The organism is Calidifontibacter indicus (assembly GCF_003386865.1).
GTDB classification, from domain to species: domain Bacteria; phylum Actinomycetota; class Actinomycetes; order Actinomycetales; family Dermatophilaceae; genus Yimella; species Yimella indica.
Window position 1 is genome coordinate 640,708 of record NZ_QTUA01000001.1, and the last position, 13,576, is coordinate 654,283.

The window sequence follows — 13,576 nt, forward strand, 5'->3', positions numbered from 1 at the left end:
CAAACCGCGGTCTATGGAGCGCGGTTTGCACTACAGGAAGCGACCCAACCGCGGTTTGCTCTACTTCGAGCGGACCTAATCCGCGGTTTGCACTACTTCGAGCGGCCCCAATCCGCGGTTTGCACTACCCCGTCAACTGAGAAGAGTCAGCCGACCGTGAGGTCGCGGGCCATCTCGTCGAACACCGAGACGTACGCGTCGATCGCCTCGTCGGTGTGGGTAATGGACAGCGTCCATTCCTCCTCACGACCCGGGGTCATGAAGATGCCGCGGTTCATGTTGTAGAGCCACGCGAGGTCGGCCAGCGGGCCGTTCTGGTGGGCCTTGTAGCTGGCGTAGTCGACGACCTTCTCGGGGGAGAACGTGACGCAACCCTTGGAGCCGATGCCGACGGCGTAGCCGGGCAGGTCGTACTTGTCGACGACGTCCTGGCAGCCACCGACGATGCGGTCGTTGAGGTGGCCGAGGTGCTTGTAGGCGTCGGGGGTCAGCACCTCGAGCAGGTTGGCGCGCATCGCGGCGACACCGAGGGGGTTTCCGTTGTAGGTGCCGACCTGGTAGACGGTGCCGTCCTCGACGACGGACATGACCTCTTCGGAGCCACCGATCGCACCGGTGGGCAGACCGGCGCCGAGACCCTTGGCGAGGGTGACCATGTCGGGCAGCACGCCGAAGCGCTCGGTGGCGCCACCGGCGGCGACCTGCAGACCGGTCTTGACCTCGTCGAAGATCAGCACGATGCCGTGCTTCTTGGTGATCTCGCGGACGGCCTCGAGGTAGCCGGGCTCGGGGAGCACGACGCCGAGGTTCATCATGGCGGCTTCCATGATCACGCAGGCGGGCTTGCGGCCCTCCTTGTCGAGGGCGATGATGCGGCGCTCCATCGCCTCGGCGTCGTTGAACGGCACCGCGACGGTCATCTGCACCGTGGCGTCCGGGATGCCGGCGCCGTAGGGCAGCGACTTCAGGTTGTCCTTGTCGCCGATCTCGCCGTAGGGCACGCCGATCGAGACCATGACGGTGTCGTGGTGGCCGTGGTAGGAGCCGAAGATCTTCATCACGGTGTCGCGGCCGGCGTAGGCGCGGGCGATGCGGATCGCGTCCATCGTCGACTCGGAACCGGAGTTGGTGTAGCGCCACTTAGGCAGGTTCCAGCGGCGGGCCAGCTCGTCACCGACGACGATCGCGTCTTCGGTGGGGGCGGCGAAGTGGGTGCCCTTGGGGTAGCGCTCTGCGATGGCCTTGCCGATGATCGGGTGCGCGTGACCCTGCACCATCGACCCGAAGCCGTTGTGGAAGTCCCACATCTCGTTGCCGTCGACGTCCCAGACCTTGGGCCCCTGGCCGCCCTCGAGGTAGATCGGCCACGGGTCACGCAGCTGGTAGGACGACGCGACACCGCCGGACAGGTGCACGCTGGCGCGCTCGTACATGTCCTTCGACTTGGACGTCTTCTTGTCGAGCTTGGCCGCCTCGATCTCGGTGAGTTCGGCGATCCGTTGCGGATTGATCTCTACAGGCATGTCAGTTTCTCCAGCCGATCGGCCTGGCATCGGCGGCTGTGTTGTCGGCTCCGACCGGCCTGGCAGCGGAGCGGTAGCGCAGGAGCGCGATCACCAGACTAGCGGCGCGGACGGCGTTCCGGCGAGTTTCGGTTTCGAAGGTCGGCACACGAAACGGGCGGTCCTCCCGTTTGCCGTAACGCGCCCGCCGCCGCCCCCGAACCGGCCGGTACGCTGACCGATCATGGGCAAGGCCTCGCGTCGCAAAGCAGAGAACAAGGCAGCCGGCACCAAGCAGCAGAAGGTGAAGCCGGTTCCGTACGTCGGTCGACCGTTCGCCGACCTCCCGGACGAAGCGCAATGGGTCGCGATGCGCGAGATCGTGCCGGCGGCCACCGCTCCGGTGACGGTCGAGGTCGACGGCGCGAGCCACGACATCACGCTCGCCACCGTGCTGCCGATGGCGTGGCCGGCGATGAAGCGTGACAACGGCGACGTGTTCGTCGCGATCCAGTCGCTCACCGGGTCGGGCGACGCCTCCCGCGACCTCGGCGAGGTCGTGCGTGCGGCCCTGGCCCTGCCCGACGGCATGCCGTTGGAGTACCCGCCGAAGGCCACCGCCGACAGCCCCCGGATGCAGGACCTCGTGCGTTCCGACGCGCTCGAGGTCACCGTGCAGGAGGGTTTCGACTTCTGGCTCGACGAGGCCGAGCTCGACGAAGAAGGCCGCGCGTCGATGGACCGCGCCAACGAGTCGGTGTCGCCCACCGTCCGGATGAAGGACGTGCCGTCGGCCTACTGGTGCCGCATCGGCCAGCGCACCTACGTGCGGTGGATCCTCGAGGCCGACGAGAACCGCGCGACCGACGCGCTCGCCCGCTTGCACGCCGCCGGCGAGAGCGGGTTGGGCGACGGACGCCTGCTCGGCGCGTTCCGCGCGTACGGCCTGTTGGTGCCGGTGTGGGAGGTCGACGCGGCGACCGAAGCGGCCGAACACGACTGTGCCATGGGCGAACTCGCGCAGCGCTTCGAGCGCGCGCTCGCCGTCGACACGCCCCTGACGCCCGAGGAGCGGCGCGCCCGCAACGGTGTCGTGAGCCGCCAGATCACCCTGCGCTGATGCCGGTCCGGCACGGAGTCGTCGCGATCGTCCCGGCCAAGGACGAGGCCGAACGGATCAGTTCCACCGTGCGTGCGGTGGCCGCGCTGCCGCACACCATGACGGTGATCGTGGTCGACGACGGGTCGGCCGACGAGACCGCCACGCTGGCCGCCGACGCGGGCGCCTACGTCAGCCGGCACCCGCACACCATGGGCAAGGCCACCGCGATGGCCACCGGGGTGCAGTACGCCCAGCAGCTCGGCTACGCCCGCAGCCCCGTGCTGTTCGTCGACGCCGACCTCGAGGACTCCGCGGGGGCGATCACCCCGATCGTCGAGCCGGTGCTCGAGGGTGCTGCCGACCTCACGATCGCGAACCTGCCGAAGCAGAAGACCGCCGGCGGCGGCAGCGGACGCGTGGTGCGCCTGGCCCGTGACGGCATCGAGCAGGCCACCGGACGCCGCGTCGAACAACCGTTGTCGGGGCAGCGCTGCCTCAACCCGGCCGCCCTCGAAGCCGCCTTGCCGTTCGCCTCGGGCTGGGGCGTCGAGGTCGGCATGACGATCGACGTGCTCAACGCCGGACTGCGGGTCGAGGAGGTGCCGGTCGAACTGCACCACCGCGTCACCGGCACCGACCTGCGCGCGAAGCTGCACCGTGCGGCGCAGTTCCGCGACGTGTGGTTCGCGCTGAGGCGCCGACGATGACGCTGCTGCGCCGCTCGCGAATCCCGTTGCTGCTGTTGGCTTTTGGGCTGATGTGGCTGGTCGGGGCGGGCCGGTCATCGGCGGCGAAACCGCCGCTCGGGTCGGGCGACTTCTCGCCCGGTGTGCTGGTGGCGTGGTACCCGAACTCGACGGTCGTGACGACCCTGCTGTTCGCCGCCTACATCGCGGCGGCCCTGGGCGTGCTCGTCGGACTCTGGCAGGCACCGCGGCGCGTGGCGCACTGGGGGCTGGTCGCCTTCGTCGGCGCGACGGCCCTGCTCACCGGTCCGATCGGCTCGGCCGACCACATCAACTACGCCGCGTACGGCCGCATCGCGATGGGCGGCGCCGACCCCTACGTCGAGTCGCCGATCAAGTGGCGCGACGGCCTCGACCCGGTGGCGGGCGCGGTGCAGGCCCCCTGGCAGGACACCCCCAGCGTCTACGGTCCGGTCGCCACGGCGTTCCAATCGCTGTGCTCGGCGCTCGGTGGAGACAACCTGCGCGACACCGTCTGGGTGTGGCAGTGGCTCATCGTGCTCGCCTGGTTGGCGGTGCGCTGGCTGCTGCTGCAGGTCGCGTCGACCGGCGACCTGCGCCGGCGCGTCGACGTGCTCTGGACCTTCAACCCGCTCGTCTTCGCCACCCTCGTGCTCGGCGCCCACGTCGATCTGTTGGCCGGCGCGTTCGTGCTCGCCGCGCTCTGGGCGATGCACCGAAACCCGCTGGCGACAGGAGTTTTCGTCGGAGCGGCGTTCGCCACCAAGGTGACGTACGGCGTGGTGCTGCTCGCGGTGCTGTGGGCGTGGCGGTCGGTCGACCGCTCGCAGTTCGGCCAGCGCGCGGCACGGCTGGCCGCCGGGTTCGCGCTCGTGGTCGTGCCCGCGTACGTCATCGCCGGGCCGCACGTGCTGCGCCAACTGAAGGCGGCCGGCGGGTCGTTCTCGTACGCCTCGCCTTGGTCGCCGGTGATCCGCGGGCTGCGCCACTTCATGCCCGAATGGGGCGTGACCACCATCGTTTTCGTGCTCGCGGCAGTGTTGATGATCGGCTTCGCGTGGGTGGGTTACGGCCTGGTGCACCGGCTCGGTCTGGCCGACGGGGTGACCGACGGGGCGACCCGCGAGGCGGTGACGCTGACCTTCGTGCTGATGACCGCGTACGTGCTGCTGGCGCCCTACTCGCTGCCCTGGTACGACGCCGTCACCTGGATGTTGCTGCCGCTGCTCGTGCCGTTCGTGTGGGACGCGATCCTCGTGGTGCGGCACCTGTTCATGACGCTCGCCTACGCGCCCGGTCGCGCGGTCGGCATCGCGCCGTCCGTGCAGGACTGGACGCTCGGCTTCCGCTCCAACGTCACGCCGTACGTCTGTTGGGCCTCGCTGCTGGCTCTCGCCGCGGTGGCGTGGCGTCGGTCATCCGCCCGCGCGTCATCATCCGAGCCGACTCCACACCCGTAGTAAAGGAAAGTGGTCGCAACAGCGACCACTTTCCTTTACTACGGGTGTAGCTCAGATGTGGATCGTGTGGTCCTGATCGCGGCGCAACCGGTGCGCCGCCAGCGTCATCGCGAGCGGCAGCGCGAGCCCGATTCCGTTGAGCAGCAGCGCAAGACCGGAGTCGTTCATGGCGAAGCCGACGGTCCAGAGCACCAGCAGCCCGATGAGGGTCTCCCGGGCGAACGGCACGCTGCGGAGGGCGACGTCGAGCGCCGCGCCGGGCTTCGACGTGGGCTTGGCGACGATCCAGATCAGCGCGATCAAAGCGATCGGCACCAGCGGGCTGAACGGCGTGCCGAAGACCAGCTTCAGGTTGGCGCCGAGCTTGTCGCCGACCACGCCGAGCCCGTCGCCGTCGAGCACCTGCTGCACGAACTTGCCCAGGTGAGTGCGAGATTCGGCCGGGCGCAGCCAGTCGGCGAAGGCCAGCAGCGCCGCCACGAGGAAGGCCCCGAGGGCCGCGAGCAGCACCAACCGCGACCGCATCCGCACCCCGAGGGCGAGCGCCACAAGCACGACCGTCGCCAGCACCACCGCCGGCGGTCCACCGAAGTCGGCGCCCCACCCCGGCCAGCCGTCGATGACGACGGTGGCGACCCCGGCCAGCGCGAGGGTGCAGGCGGCGAGCCTGGCCTCCCCGCGTTCGAGCAGGGCGCCCGCGCCGAGCCCGGCCGCCACCACCGCGCTGGTCGCAAACAGCGCGAACCCGACATTGCCCATCCCGTAGAAGCGCCCGCCGTTGATCGGCTGCAGCCCGAGCAATCCGCTGAACTGCAACCGCGATCCGTGCATCACGTCGACGGCGAGCACCACCCAGGTCGCGGCGGCCACCGCGATCACCGGGCCGGTCACCGTCCGCCGCCACCGGCCGGCGTAGGCGATGCCGGTGATCACCCCGGCGTAGAGCGCGGTGAAGATCACCAGCCAGAGCGACGGCGCGGGCCACGACGGCCACGGCGAGAGCCCGGCGAGGAAGGTGGCTGCGGGCACCGCCGTCCACCAGGTGAGGGTCGGCGGCAGCCAGGTCGGCACGGCGGCGCGCCATCGCCACAGACCCACCCCGAGCAGCAGGCCGAGCAGCCCCCAGCCGGCGAAGAACGGCACGGTCAGGTCGCACACGCCGCGCAACTGGGTGTCGGCGGACCGGGCCTGCTTCACCAGGGTGGCCGACGGCGTCTGGTTGGCGGCGACCTGCAGCGGCGACCCCTGCACCTGATCGGGCACCGGGCCGAGCGCCGAGAGGAGGGTGGCGGTCAGGTCGGGCAACTGCACGATGCCCGGCTGGCGCACCGACGCCGACCAGAGGGTGCCGTGCTTGACGCTGTTGCCGAGCACGAACAGCGAGCGCAGCCGCGCGTCGCCCGCGTCCTTCACCCCGGGGCCGTCGGACAGCCCGGTGATGATGACGGTGGCCGAGGACGGGATGGCAGAGAAGGCCGTGTTGAGCTGGGCCATCGTGGTGTGCGCCGAGCCCTCGGACGCGTCGACGAGGGTGAGCGCGCACTGCGAGTACGACGCGCCGGCGACCTTCGCGGTGTAGTGACCGACCTTGCCGGCGGAGTCGGCCGCGCCCAGCGCCGCGCCCGGACCGACCGCGGCGACGCACTTGCCGGCCGCCCGGTAGCGGTCGGCGAGCAACCCGATCGGGGCCTTGTCGGTGCGCCGGCTCGACCAACCGGCGATGGAGCCGCCCGTCGGGGCCGGCGGTTTTGCACACCACGACGGCACCGTCACCCCGCGTCCGGCGGACAGGCTCAGCCAGGCGTCGCTGGAGCAGGTGCCGGTGACCCCGCCGCGCGGGATGACCGAGCCGATCGCGCCGTAGTCGAGGGTGGCCCACAGGTCGGCGTAACCGGTTGAGGTGACGTCGGCCCAGCGCAACCCGGGCGCCGCGATGACCACGATCGAGTGGTCGGTGGCCAGTTGGGTGCGGCGCGGCGGCTTGTCGACCAGGTTGACGAACCCGAGCAGTGCAGCGAACGCCAGCACGGCCGCCAGCACAACGAGGGAGTACCGGCGGGTCATGCGCCCAGCGTAGATGCGCCGAAAGTTTGCGCGACACGCGACGCAACTGCCCCACCTTGCAGACTCTCGCAGGCCCCCTCCCGCCGAAAGTTTGCGCGACACGCGACGCAGGTGCACGGCCCTGCAAACTCTCGCCAGGTGGGGATGCAGGCACAATGTGCGGGTGACCGACTCGACCCGCCGCCGCCTCGCCTGGGTCGGCGGGATCGCGCTGATGCTCCTCTCCCTGGCCCCGCTGGTTTGGCTGCACCTCATCGACGCCCGGCCCGGGCGTTGGCAGGTCGACCTGGAGGTCTACCGCAACGCCGGCGTCTCCCACCTCATCGGGCGACCGGTCTACGAGTCGCTCACCCCGCCGCCGCAGCTGCTGCCGTTCACCTACCCGCCGTTCCCGTCGATGATGGCGGTGCCGTTGGCGTTGTTGCCGTTCCATGTGGTCGGCTGGATCTGGTACGCGCTGCAGGCGCTCACCAACATCGCGATCGTCTGGATCGTGGGGGCGCGCTGGTGGCGCAAGCCGGAATGGTGGCGTCCGCTCACCTTCGGTCTGGCGATGGCGATCGGCTTCCAGATGCTGCCGGTGACCGACGGTTTCCGGTTCGGGCAGGTCGACGCGTTCCTGGTGTTCCTGGTGCTGGCCGACCTCACCCGGTGGCGGCCGTTGCGCAAGGTGCCGTACGGCGTGCTGGTCGGGTTCGCGGCCGCGATCAAGCTGACCCCGGCGATCTTCATCGTCTACTTCGCGGTCACCCGGCAGTGGCGCGCGTTCTGGACGTCGGTCGGCACCGCCGCCGGGCTCACGCTCTTCGCCGCGGCGATCGACTTCCAGACCTCGATCGACTTCTGGTTCGGGGCGCTGCTCGATCCCGAGCGACTCGGCAGCAACGCGGGCGTCTCGAACCAGTCGATCCGCGGCGTCATCTACCGCCTGCGCGGCGACAACACGCTCGGTTCGCTGATCTGGGCGGTGCTCGTGATCGCCGTCCTGATCGTCGGGATGCGCATCGCCGCGCGGGCCCACGAACTGAACCGGCCGGTCACCGCGGTGGCCGCGGTCGGACTGGTCGCCGTGCTCATCTCGCCGGTCTCGTGGATCCACCACCACGACTGGCTGCTGGTGGTTTTCGCGGTGCTGATCCGGTTGGCGCACGGCGACCGCAAGCGGCTGGCGGCGGTGGGTGCACTGTTCCTGATCTACCTGTTGAAGTGGCCGTGGTGGGCGTTCTGGGCGATGAACTCGCCCGGCGACAAGGCCACCCAATGGCCGATCAACCTGTGGCAGATCCCGGCCAACAGCTACGTCATCGCGGCTCTTGCGGCGCTACTTGCGATCGGGGCGTGGCAGCGATCCGAGCCCGCTGCATCAGCACCAGTGGAGCCAGAAGCATCAGACCCGCTGCGGGAATCCCAACGCCAGTATCGTTGACCGCGAACCCGATCACCCAGCACACGGTGACGGCCGCCATGCCGTTCGACAGCACCGGCAACCGGTCGAAGATCGGACGCAGCGGCTGGGCCAACCGCGACTGCGGACGCAGCAGCACGTAGGCCAGCAGCAGCGGGATCGCCGGCACCAACAGCGCCGCGGGGTTGTCGGTCATCATGTTCCAGTTGGCCTGCCAGACCCGTTCGACGCGGGAGAAGTTGCCGTGCACGACGGCCTGGGCGAAGAAGTCGCCGAGGTGGGTGCGCTGGCTCGGTCCGCGCAGGTAGTCGAGCGCGGCCATGACGAAGACGACCGCCGCCGCCGCGGCCGTGACGAGCAGGAACCGCAGCCAGGTCAGCCGCCAACCGGCGGCGTTGATCGCCAGGTAGGCGAACGCCGGCAGCATCGCGATCGGCCCGCCGGCCTCCGCACCCCAGCCGGGGTAGCCGTCGACGAGGATCGCGGCGGCCCCGACGAGGAGGACGGTGAGCGCGGCCAGCCCGTGGCGTCCGCGGTCGCCCTGGGCCAGCGGTGAGGCGACGATCGCGGCGAACATCAGCGCCGACGTCGCGAAGAACGCGAACCCGACGTTGCCCATGCCGAAGTAGCGTCCGCCGTACACCGGCTGCAGGCCCATGATCGACAGGAACTGCAGGTCGTCGCCGTGGGTGACGTCGAGCGCGATGACCGATGCGGTGACCAGGCAGAGCGTCGCGGTCGAGCCGCCGGTCCAGCGCCGCCACGGCCCGAGCCGGGCGAACGCCGCGAGCGCCACCGCGATGAGCACGATGCCGGAGCACAGGATCTTCGTCGGATCGTCGTGCCGCCACCACGGGTAGAGGTTCACCAGCCAGGTGGAGACCGGCATCGCGACGGCGGTGGCCGCGACGAACGCGGTGAAGTGGTGGGCGGCCTGGCGTTGTTTCTCCATGCTCAGCCGCGCGGCGAGGATCGCCCCGGCGACGCCGACCAGCAACAGCATGATCACGGCGCCGTAGAAGCCGATGAGGAACGGGCCCACCGCCGCGTGCTGCACCTGCAGCGCGTGACTGATCTCGCCGCTGCGCAGCACCGGCGCGGTCGGCGAACCGGACGGCTGCACCAGCAGGTTGCGTCCCTCCGGCAGGTTGACCGCCTTCGTTCCGGCGCGGGAGAACATGAACGCCGACAGGTCGACCAGTTGCACCATGCCGCGCTGCCGGGTCGAGGCCGAGGTCAGCAGGCCGTGCTGCACACCGGGGCCGACGACGACCACCGGATGCAGGCGTTCGGGGCCGGCGTCGTCGGCGAACGACCCCACGATGATCGTGGCCCGGGGCGGGGCGCTGTCGAGGATGCGCCGCAGGAACGCGTCGTCGGGGCGGTCGAGGCTGATGAACGTGACATCGCACAGGTTGACGTCGACTTGGTAGGGGTCGGGCGTGTAGTTGGAGATGACACCGTTGGTGTCGGCGGCGCCGAGCGCCGCGTCGCGTCCGGCCGCGGCGACACACTTACTACTGCCGGACGGCGCGAGCAGGGTGGCCAGCGCGCCGATATTGGCCGGCTGGGTGCGGCTCAAGGTGGTCGTGCGCCACTTCGTCCACTGCAGGTGCTTGGCCATGCCGCTGCCGAGAGCCGTCGGCTCGGGCGCGACCGGGCACGCCTGCGTGGGCAGCGACCCGGGCACCGCCCGCACCGACTTCCACAAGGTGGTGCGCACGCCGGCCGACAACGTCAGCCAGCTCTGCGCGGAGCAGCTGTGGTCGGACAGGCCGCGCGTGGTCATCGCGCCGACGGCGCCCTCGCGGGCCAGGTCCCACAGCGCGGACGTGCGGGCCTGCGGGGTGTCGTCGAAGGTGAGCCCCGGGGCCGAGACGACGATCAGCGGGCCGGGCTGGTCGCCGACCGGTTGCACCGGCGGGCGCGCCTGCACCGCCGACCAGGCGATGGACGCCGCGAGATACGCGACCACCGTGAACGCGGTGATCAGGATCCAGCGGCGCAGCATTCGGACAGCGTAGGTGGCGGTCCTGTGTTCCTACGAACTGCGGACGGGCGCGCACGGGCGTGATCGGGTCGGTTGGGGTGTTCGCTGGGTGGGCTGCGTGTCTCGGTGGTTGAGCCGGGGGTTTGCGTGCGTGAGCCGCGCTCGCGAAGCGAGCCCGAGTCGAACCCGAATCAGACCGGCAGCCAGCCCGGCATCTCGACCCCGGCCAACTGCAGCGCCATCGTCACCGCGAAGAACAGGCAGATGACACCGGCGATGCGGCGGATGAGAGCCAGCGGCAGACGTCCCTGCAGGGTCTTGCCGAGCAGCGCGGCGAGCCCGGAGACGAGGGCGAGGGCCGCGAAGGCGCCGATGCCGACAGCGAACGGGTTGCCGCCGCGGGCCACGAATCCGGCGGTCGCCAACTGCGACAGGTCGCCCCACTCGGCGAGGAACAGGATCAGGAAGCTGGTGGTGATGACGTGCCAGCCCTTGGCCTCACGGGTCACCTTCTCGCCGAACTCCTCCTCGGCCTCTTCCTCCTCCTCCTTGGCGTGGGAGGCGCCGCGGATCAGCAGGATGCCGGCGACGAGGAAGAGCACCATGACGACGGCGTGCACCGGGTCTTCGGGCAGTCGGCCGAGCAGTCCACCGAACGCGACCGCGACGACCGTCTGCACGAGGAATGCGGCGACCACACCGATCCAGACGAGCAGCGGACGGTACTTCGTCGACATCACGAGGGTGGCGATGAAGGTCTTGTCCGGGAGTTCGAGGACGAAGAGTGTGGTGAAGACGGTGAGGGTCAGCGCGAGATCCATGGCGGGCCAAGGCTAACGGCCCACTAACCTGCCTTCGTGACCACACTCGCCGTCCTCGCGCTCGTCGTCGCCGTGGTGGCGCTCGTCGTGGCCGCGGTGGCGGTGCTGCGGTTGCGCGCGGTGCAACGCAATGTCGAGGTGCTGTGGGGCGGGTCAGACCCGCACGACGTGACCACGGTGCTGCGCGGTGAGCACGACCGCATCACCGCGCTCGACCATCGCGTCACCGCGCTCGGCGGACGGGTCGACGCCGTCGGCGACCACGTCGCCGCGGGCCTGCGGCACGTGTCGGTGGTGCGCTACGACGCGTTCGGCGACATGGGCGGACGGCTGTCGTTCTCGGCCGCGATCCTCGACGACTCCGGCGACGGACTGGTGATCTCCTCGATCCACGCCCGCGGCGAATCGCGCACCTACGCCAAGGGTGTGATCGACGGACGCAGCGAGATCACCCTCAGCCCCGAGGAGCGGCAGGCCCTCGCCGCCGCCCGTAAGGACTCCCGGAATGCGTGACCCGCGACCGACCCCACCCGAAGGGCAGCAAGTGAGCAACGAGACGACGTACGGCTACTTCGGCCCGCGCGGCACCTTCACCCAGGCGGCCCTCGCCGCCCACCTCGAATCCGTCGGCGCTGCAGACCGATTGGACGCGTCCGTGCCTTTCGCGACGGTGACGGCGGTGCTCGATGCGGTGCAGGCCGGCGAGATCGATCTCGGCGTCGTGCCGATCGAGAACTCCGTCGAAGGCGGCGTCTCCGCCACCCTCGACGCGCTGAACGCCCGCGACGAGTTGTACATCCGAGCGGAGGTACTGGTGCCGATCACCTTCGTGCTGGCCGCGCGACCGGGCACGACCCTCGAGTCGGTGCGCGCCGTCGGTTCCCACTCGCACGCCTGGGCGCAGGTGCGGGGTTGGATGGAAGCGAATCTTCCTGCGGCACACTACGTTCCGACTCTCTCGACGGCTGCTGCGGCGGAGGATCTGAGCGGCCTCGACGACCTGACCTACCAAGCGGCCGTGTGTGCACGGATGGCCGCCGACACCTTCGGGCTCGAGGTGCTCGCCTCGGACATCGGGGACAACGCGTCGGCGGTGACCCGGTTCGTGGTCGTATCCGGGCCTGGACACCTGCCCGCCGCGACCGGGGCCGACAAGACGACGATCATGCTCTTTCAGCACGACGACCACGCCGGCGGTCTGCTGGAGATGCTGGAGCAGTTCGCGGCCCGTGGCATCAACATGACCCGCCTCGAGTCGCGTCCGACCGGGGCGGCGATGGGGTCGTACGGTTTTTCGATCGACTTCGAGGGCCACCTCGACGACGCCCGCGTGGCCGAGACGCTGATGTCGCTGCATCGCGTGGCGGCCCGGGTGCGCTTCTTCGGGTCGTACCCGCGCGCCGACGCCCGCCCCGCCGAGGTGGTGCCGAGCGCGAGCGACGAGTCGTTCGCGGACGCGCGGGACTGGTTGGAGCAGCTGCGCACCCAGGGCTGAGCTACGCCGGGCGCACCCAGACCACGTAGTTGTTCAGGTGGTGCCCGTTGACCACCTTCGAGGCCCGGTCGCAGGTGATCAACGCGACGACGGGGGTCGACGAACCGCCCCACACCCGCTGGTCGGTCTGCAGTGCCGTCTTGAGCACCGACTGCTTCTCGCTCACCTTCCACGACAACACGCGTCCGTTGCTGCAGCGCACGGTCACCGAGGCGCCGTTCTTGACGCGGTCGAGTTCGTAGAAGTCGTCGGGGCCGTCGTAGGTGACGTGGCCGGCGACGACCGCAACGCCGTTGGCGCCCGGCTGGGGTGACTTGTCGTACCACATGGTGGTGCGCGGCGGCGGGTAGATCTGGCCCTGGGAGTTGGTGCCCATGGCCACGATCGGCTCGGAGATGCCGACGCTCGGCACGTCGACCCGGGTGGGCACGCAGCCGGTGCCGCGGGTGCCCGCGATCGAGGTCGGACGGCTGTTGTCGGTCGGGTTCGGCACCACCGTCGGACGGCTGGCGCCGGTTGAGCCGCTCCCGCCGGCGGTGTTGCCGGCCCCGCCGCTGGCCGACGAGCCGTTCGAGCCGTTCGAGCCGTTCGAGCCATTCGACCCATTGACGGCCGACGAGCCCGCCGACGATGTGGACGGCGCGGAACTGCCGGTCGCGGTCGATCCAGGTGTGGTCGAGTCGGCGCTCGTTCCCAACGGTTCGGCAGTGCCGGCCGGTGCCTCGGTGGTGGCCGAGGTCGGACTCGTGGCGTCGTCAGACCCGCTCGAGCAGGCGGTCAGGAGCAGCGAGGCCGCGGCGGCGGAGGCGAGTGCATGTCGGATGGGCGCGCGCATGGTGAAGTCCTAGCGAATCGTCCGGGAGGTCACCCTCAGTCTACGTGTCGGTGCGGCCGGGCGTGCAGTCGAGCGGGTCTATCGACCGGCGACGGGCGGACTGTCAGGAATCTCCCAGTCGACGGAACCTCCTCGCGGGGGAGCCCCGTCGCACTCCCGGTTCACAAACACCTCGCCACGCGAGGAAATCACCAG

General features: G+C 70.2%; 11 protein-coding genes. 7 read left to right on the forward strand and 4 right to left on the reverse strand.

The window, feature by feature from the left end; translation table 11 throughout:
- Nucleotides 1-146 precede the first annotated feature (146 nt).
- On the reverse strand, nucleotides 147-1,523 hold the full coding sequence (locus tag DFJ65_RS03020) for an aspartate aminotransferase family protein (protein ID WP_115921743.1): 1,377 nt from the start codon (nucleotides 1,521-1,523) through the stop codon (nucleotides 147-149).
- Nucleotides 1,524-1,746: 223 nt separating this feature from the next.
- Here DFJ65_RS03020 and DFJ65_RS03025 point away from each other — a divergent pair, with 223 nt between their 5' ends.
- The 3 genes from DFJ65_RS03025 to mptB are packed head-to-tail and all read left to right on the forward strand — an operon-like array spanning nucleotide 1,747 to nucleotide 4,771.
- On the forward strand, nucleotides 1,747-2,622 hold the full coding sequence (locus DFJ65_RS03025; protein ID WP_115921744.1) for a DUF5926 family protein: 876 nt from the start codon (nucleotides 1,747-1,749) through the stop codon (nucleotides 2,620-2,622).
- Nucleotides 2,622-3,311, forward strand: coding sequence for a glycosyltransferase family 2 protein (locus tag DFJ65_RS03030; protein ID WP_115921745.1), 690 nt, complete (start codon nucleotides 2,622-2,624; stop codon nucleotides 3,309-3,311). The genes DFJ65_RS03025 and DFJ65_RS03030 overlap by 1 nt, the downstream gene beginning before the upstream one ends.
- Entirely contained in the window at nucleotides 3,308-4,771 is a 1,464-nt protein-coding gene (gene mptB / locus DFJ65_RS03035; protein WP_115921746.1) for a polyprenol phosphomannose-dependent alpha 1,6 mannosyltransferase MptB, read from the forward strand. The genes DFJ65_RS03030 and mptB overlap by 4 nt, the downstream gene beginning before the upstream one ends.
- 51 nt (nucleotides 4,772-4,822) lie before the next feature.
- Here mptB and DFJ65_RS03040 read toward each other — a convergent pair whose 3' ends face one another.
- Nucleotides 4,823-6,835, reverse strand: coding sequence for a hypothetical protein (locus tag DFJ65_RS03040; RefSeq protein WP_115921747.1), 2,013 nt, complete (start codon nucleotides 6,833-6,835; stop codon nucleotides 4,823-4,825).
- A 163-nt stretch (nucleotides 6,836-6,998) separates the two neighbouring features.
- Here DFJ65_RS03040 and DFJ65_RS03045 point away from each other — a divergent pair, with 163 nt between their 5' ends.
- A complete protein-coding gene (locus tag DFJ65_RS03045; protein ID WP_170143970.1) occupies nucleotides 6,999-8,261 on the forward strand; it encodes a glycosyltransferase 87 family protein in 1,263 nt (420 codons plus the stop codon).
- Nucleotides 8,262-10,421: 2,160 nt separating this feature from the next.
- On the opposite strand, the gene DFJ65_RS03050 is transcribed toward DFJ65_RS03045, so the two are convergent.
- The gene (locus tag DFJ65_RS03050; protein WP_115921748.1) at nucleotides 10,422-11,051 is read right to left on the reverse strand and encodes a TMEM165/GDT1 family protein; all 630 of its coding nucleotides are present in this window, start codon (nucleotides 11,049-11,051) and stop codon (nucleotides 10,422-10,424) included.
- A 36-nt stretch (nucleotides 11,052-11,087) separates the two neighbouring features.
- Between DFJ65_RS03050 and DFJ65_RS03055 the strand changes: the two genes are divergently transcribed.
- The gene (locus DFJ65_RS03055; RefSeq protein WP_115921749.1) at nucleotides 11,088-11,564 is read left to right on the forward strand and encodes a DUF4446 family protein; all 477 of its coding nucleotides are present in this window, start codon (nucleotides 11,088-11,090) and stop codon (nucleotides 11,562-11,564) included.
- Nucleotides 11,557-12,546 carry a prephenate dehydratase gene (gene pheA, locus DFJ65_RS03060; RefSeq protein ID WP_115921750.1) on the forward strand — a complete coding sequence of 330 codons (990 nt, stop codon included), beginning with the start codon at nucleotides 11,557-11,559 and terminating at the stop codon, nucleotides 12,544-12,546. Before DFJ65_RS03055 ends, pheA begins: the two co-directional genes overlap by 8 nt.
- A 1-nt stretch (nucleotide 12,547) precedes the next feature.
- On the opposite strand, the gene DFJ65_RS17325 is transcribed toward pheA, so the two are convergent.
- Nucleotides 12,548-12,922: a class F sortase gene (locus DFJ65_RS17325; protein ID WP_170143971.1), complete on the reverse strand. Its 375-nt coding sequence runs from the start codon at nucleotides 12,920-12,922 to the stop codon at nucleotides 12,548-12,550.
- On the opposite strand from DFJ65_RS17325, the gene DFJ65_RS17330 reads away from it, so the two are divergent.
- The gene (locus DFJ65_RS17330) at nucleotides 12,921-13,394 is read left to right on the forward strand and encodes a hypothetical protein (RefSeq protein ID WP_170143972.1); all 474 of its coding nucleotides are present in this window, start codon (nucleotides 12,921-12,923) and stop codon (nucleotides 13,392-13,394) included. The genes DFJ65_RS17325 and DFJ65_RS17330 overlap by 2 nt on opposite strands.
- Nucleotides 13,395-13,576 lie beyond the last annotated feature (182 nt).

Excerpts from the sequence above, each read along its gene's own strand:
- DFJ65_RS03020 (WP_115921743.1), bottom strand. The coding sequence starts at position 1,523 with ATGCCTGTAGAGATCAATCCGCAACGGATCGCCGAACTCACCGAGATC.
- DFJ65_RS03025 (WP_115921744.1), top strand. The coding sequence starts at position 1,747 with ATGGGCAAGGCCTCGCGTCGCAAAGCAGAGAACAAGGCAGCCGGCACC.
- DFJ65_RS03030 (WP_115921745.1), top strand. The coding sequence starts at position 2,622 with ATGCCGGTCCGGCACGGAGTCGTCGCGATCGTCCCGGCCAAGGACGAG.
- mptB (WP_115921746.1), top strand. The coding sequence starts at position 3,308 with ATGACGCTGCTGCGCCGCTCGCGAATCCCGTTGCTGCTGTTGGCTTTT.
- DFJ65_RS03040 (WP_115921747.1), bottom strand. The coding sequence starts at position 6,835 with ATGACCCGCCGGTACTCCCTCGTTGTGCTGGCGGCCGTGCTGGCGTTC.
- DFJ65_RS03050 (WP_115921748.1), bottom strand. The coding sequence starts at position 11,051 with ATGGATCTCGCGCTGACCCTCACCGTCTTCACCACACTCTTCGTCCTC.
- pheA (WP_115921750.1), top strand. The coding sequence starts at position 11,557 with ATGCGTGACCCGCGACCGACCCCACCCGAAGGGCAGCAAGTGAGCAAC.
- DFJ65_RS17330 (WP_170143972.1), top strand. The coding sequence starts at position 12,921 with ATGGCCACGATCGGCTCGGAGATGCCGACGCTCGGCACGTCGACCCGG.
- DFJ65_RS17325 (WP_170143971.1), bottom strand. The coding sequence starts at position 12,922 with ATGGGCACCAACTCCCAGGGCCAGATCTACCCGCCGCCGCGCACCACC.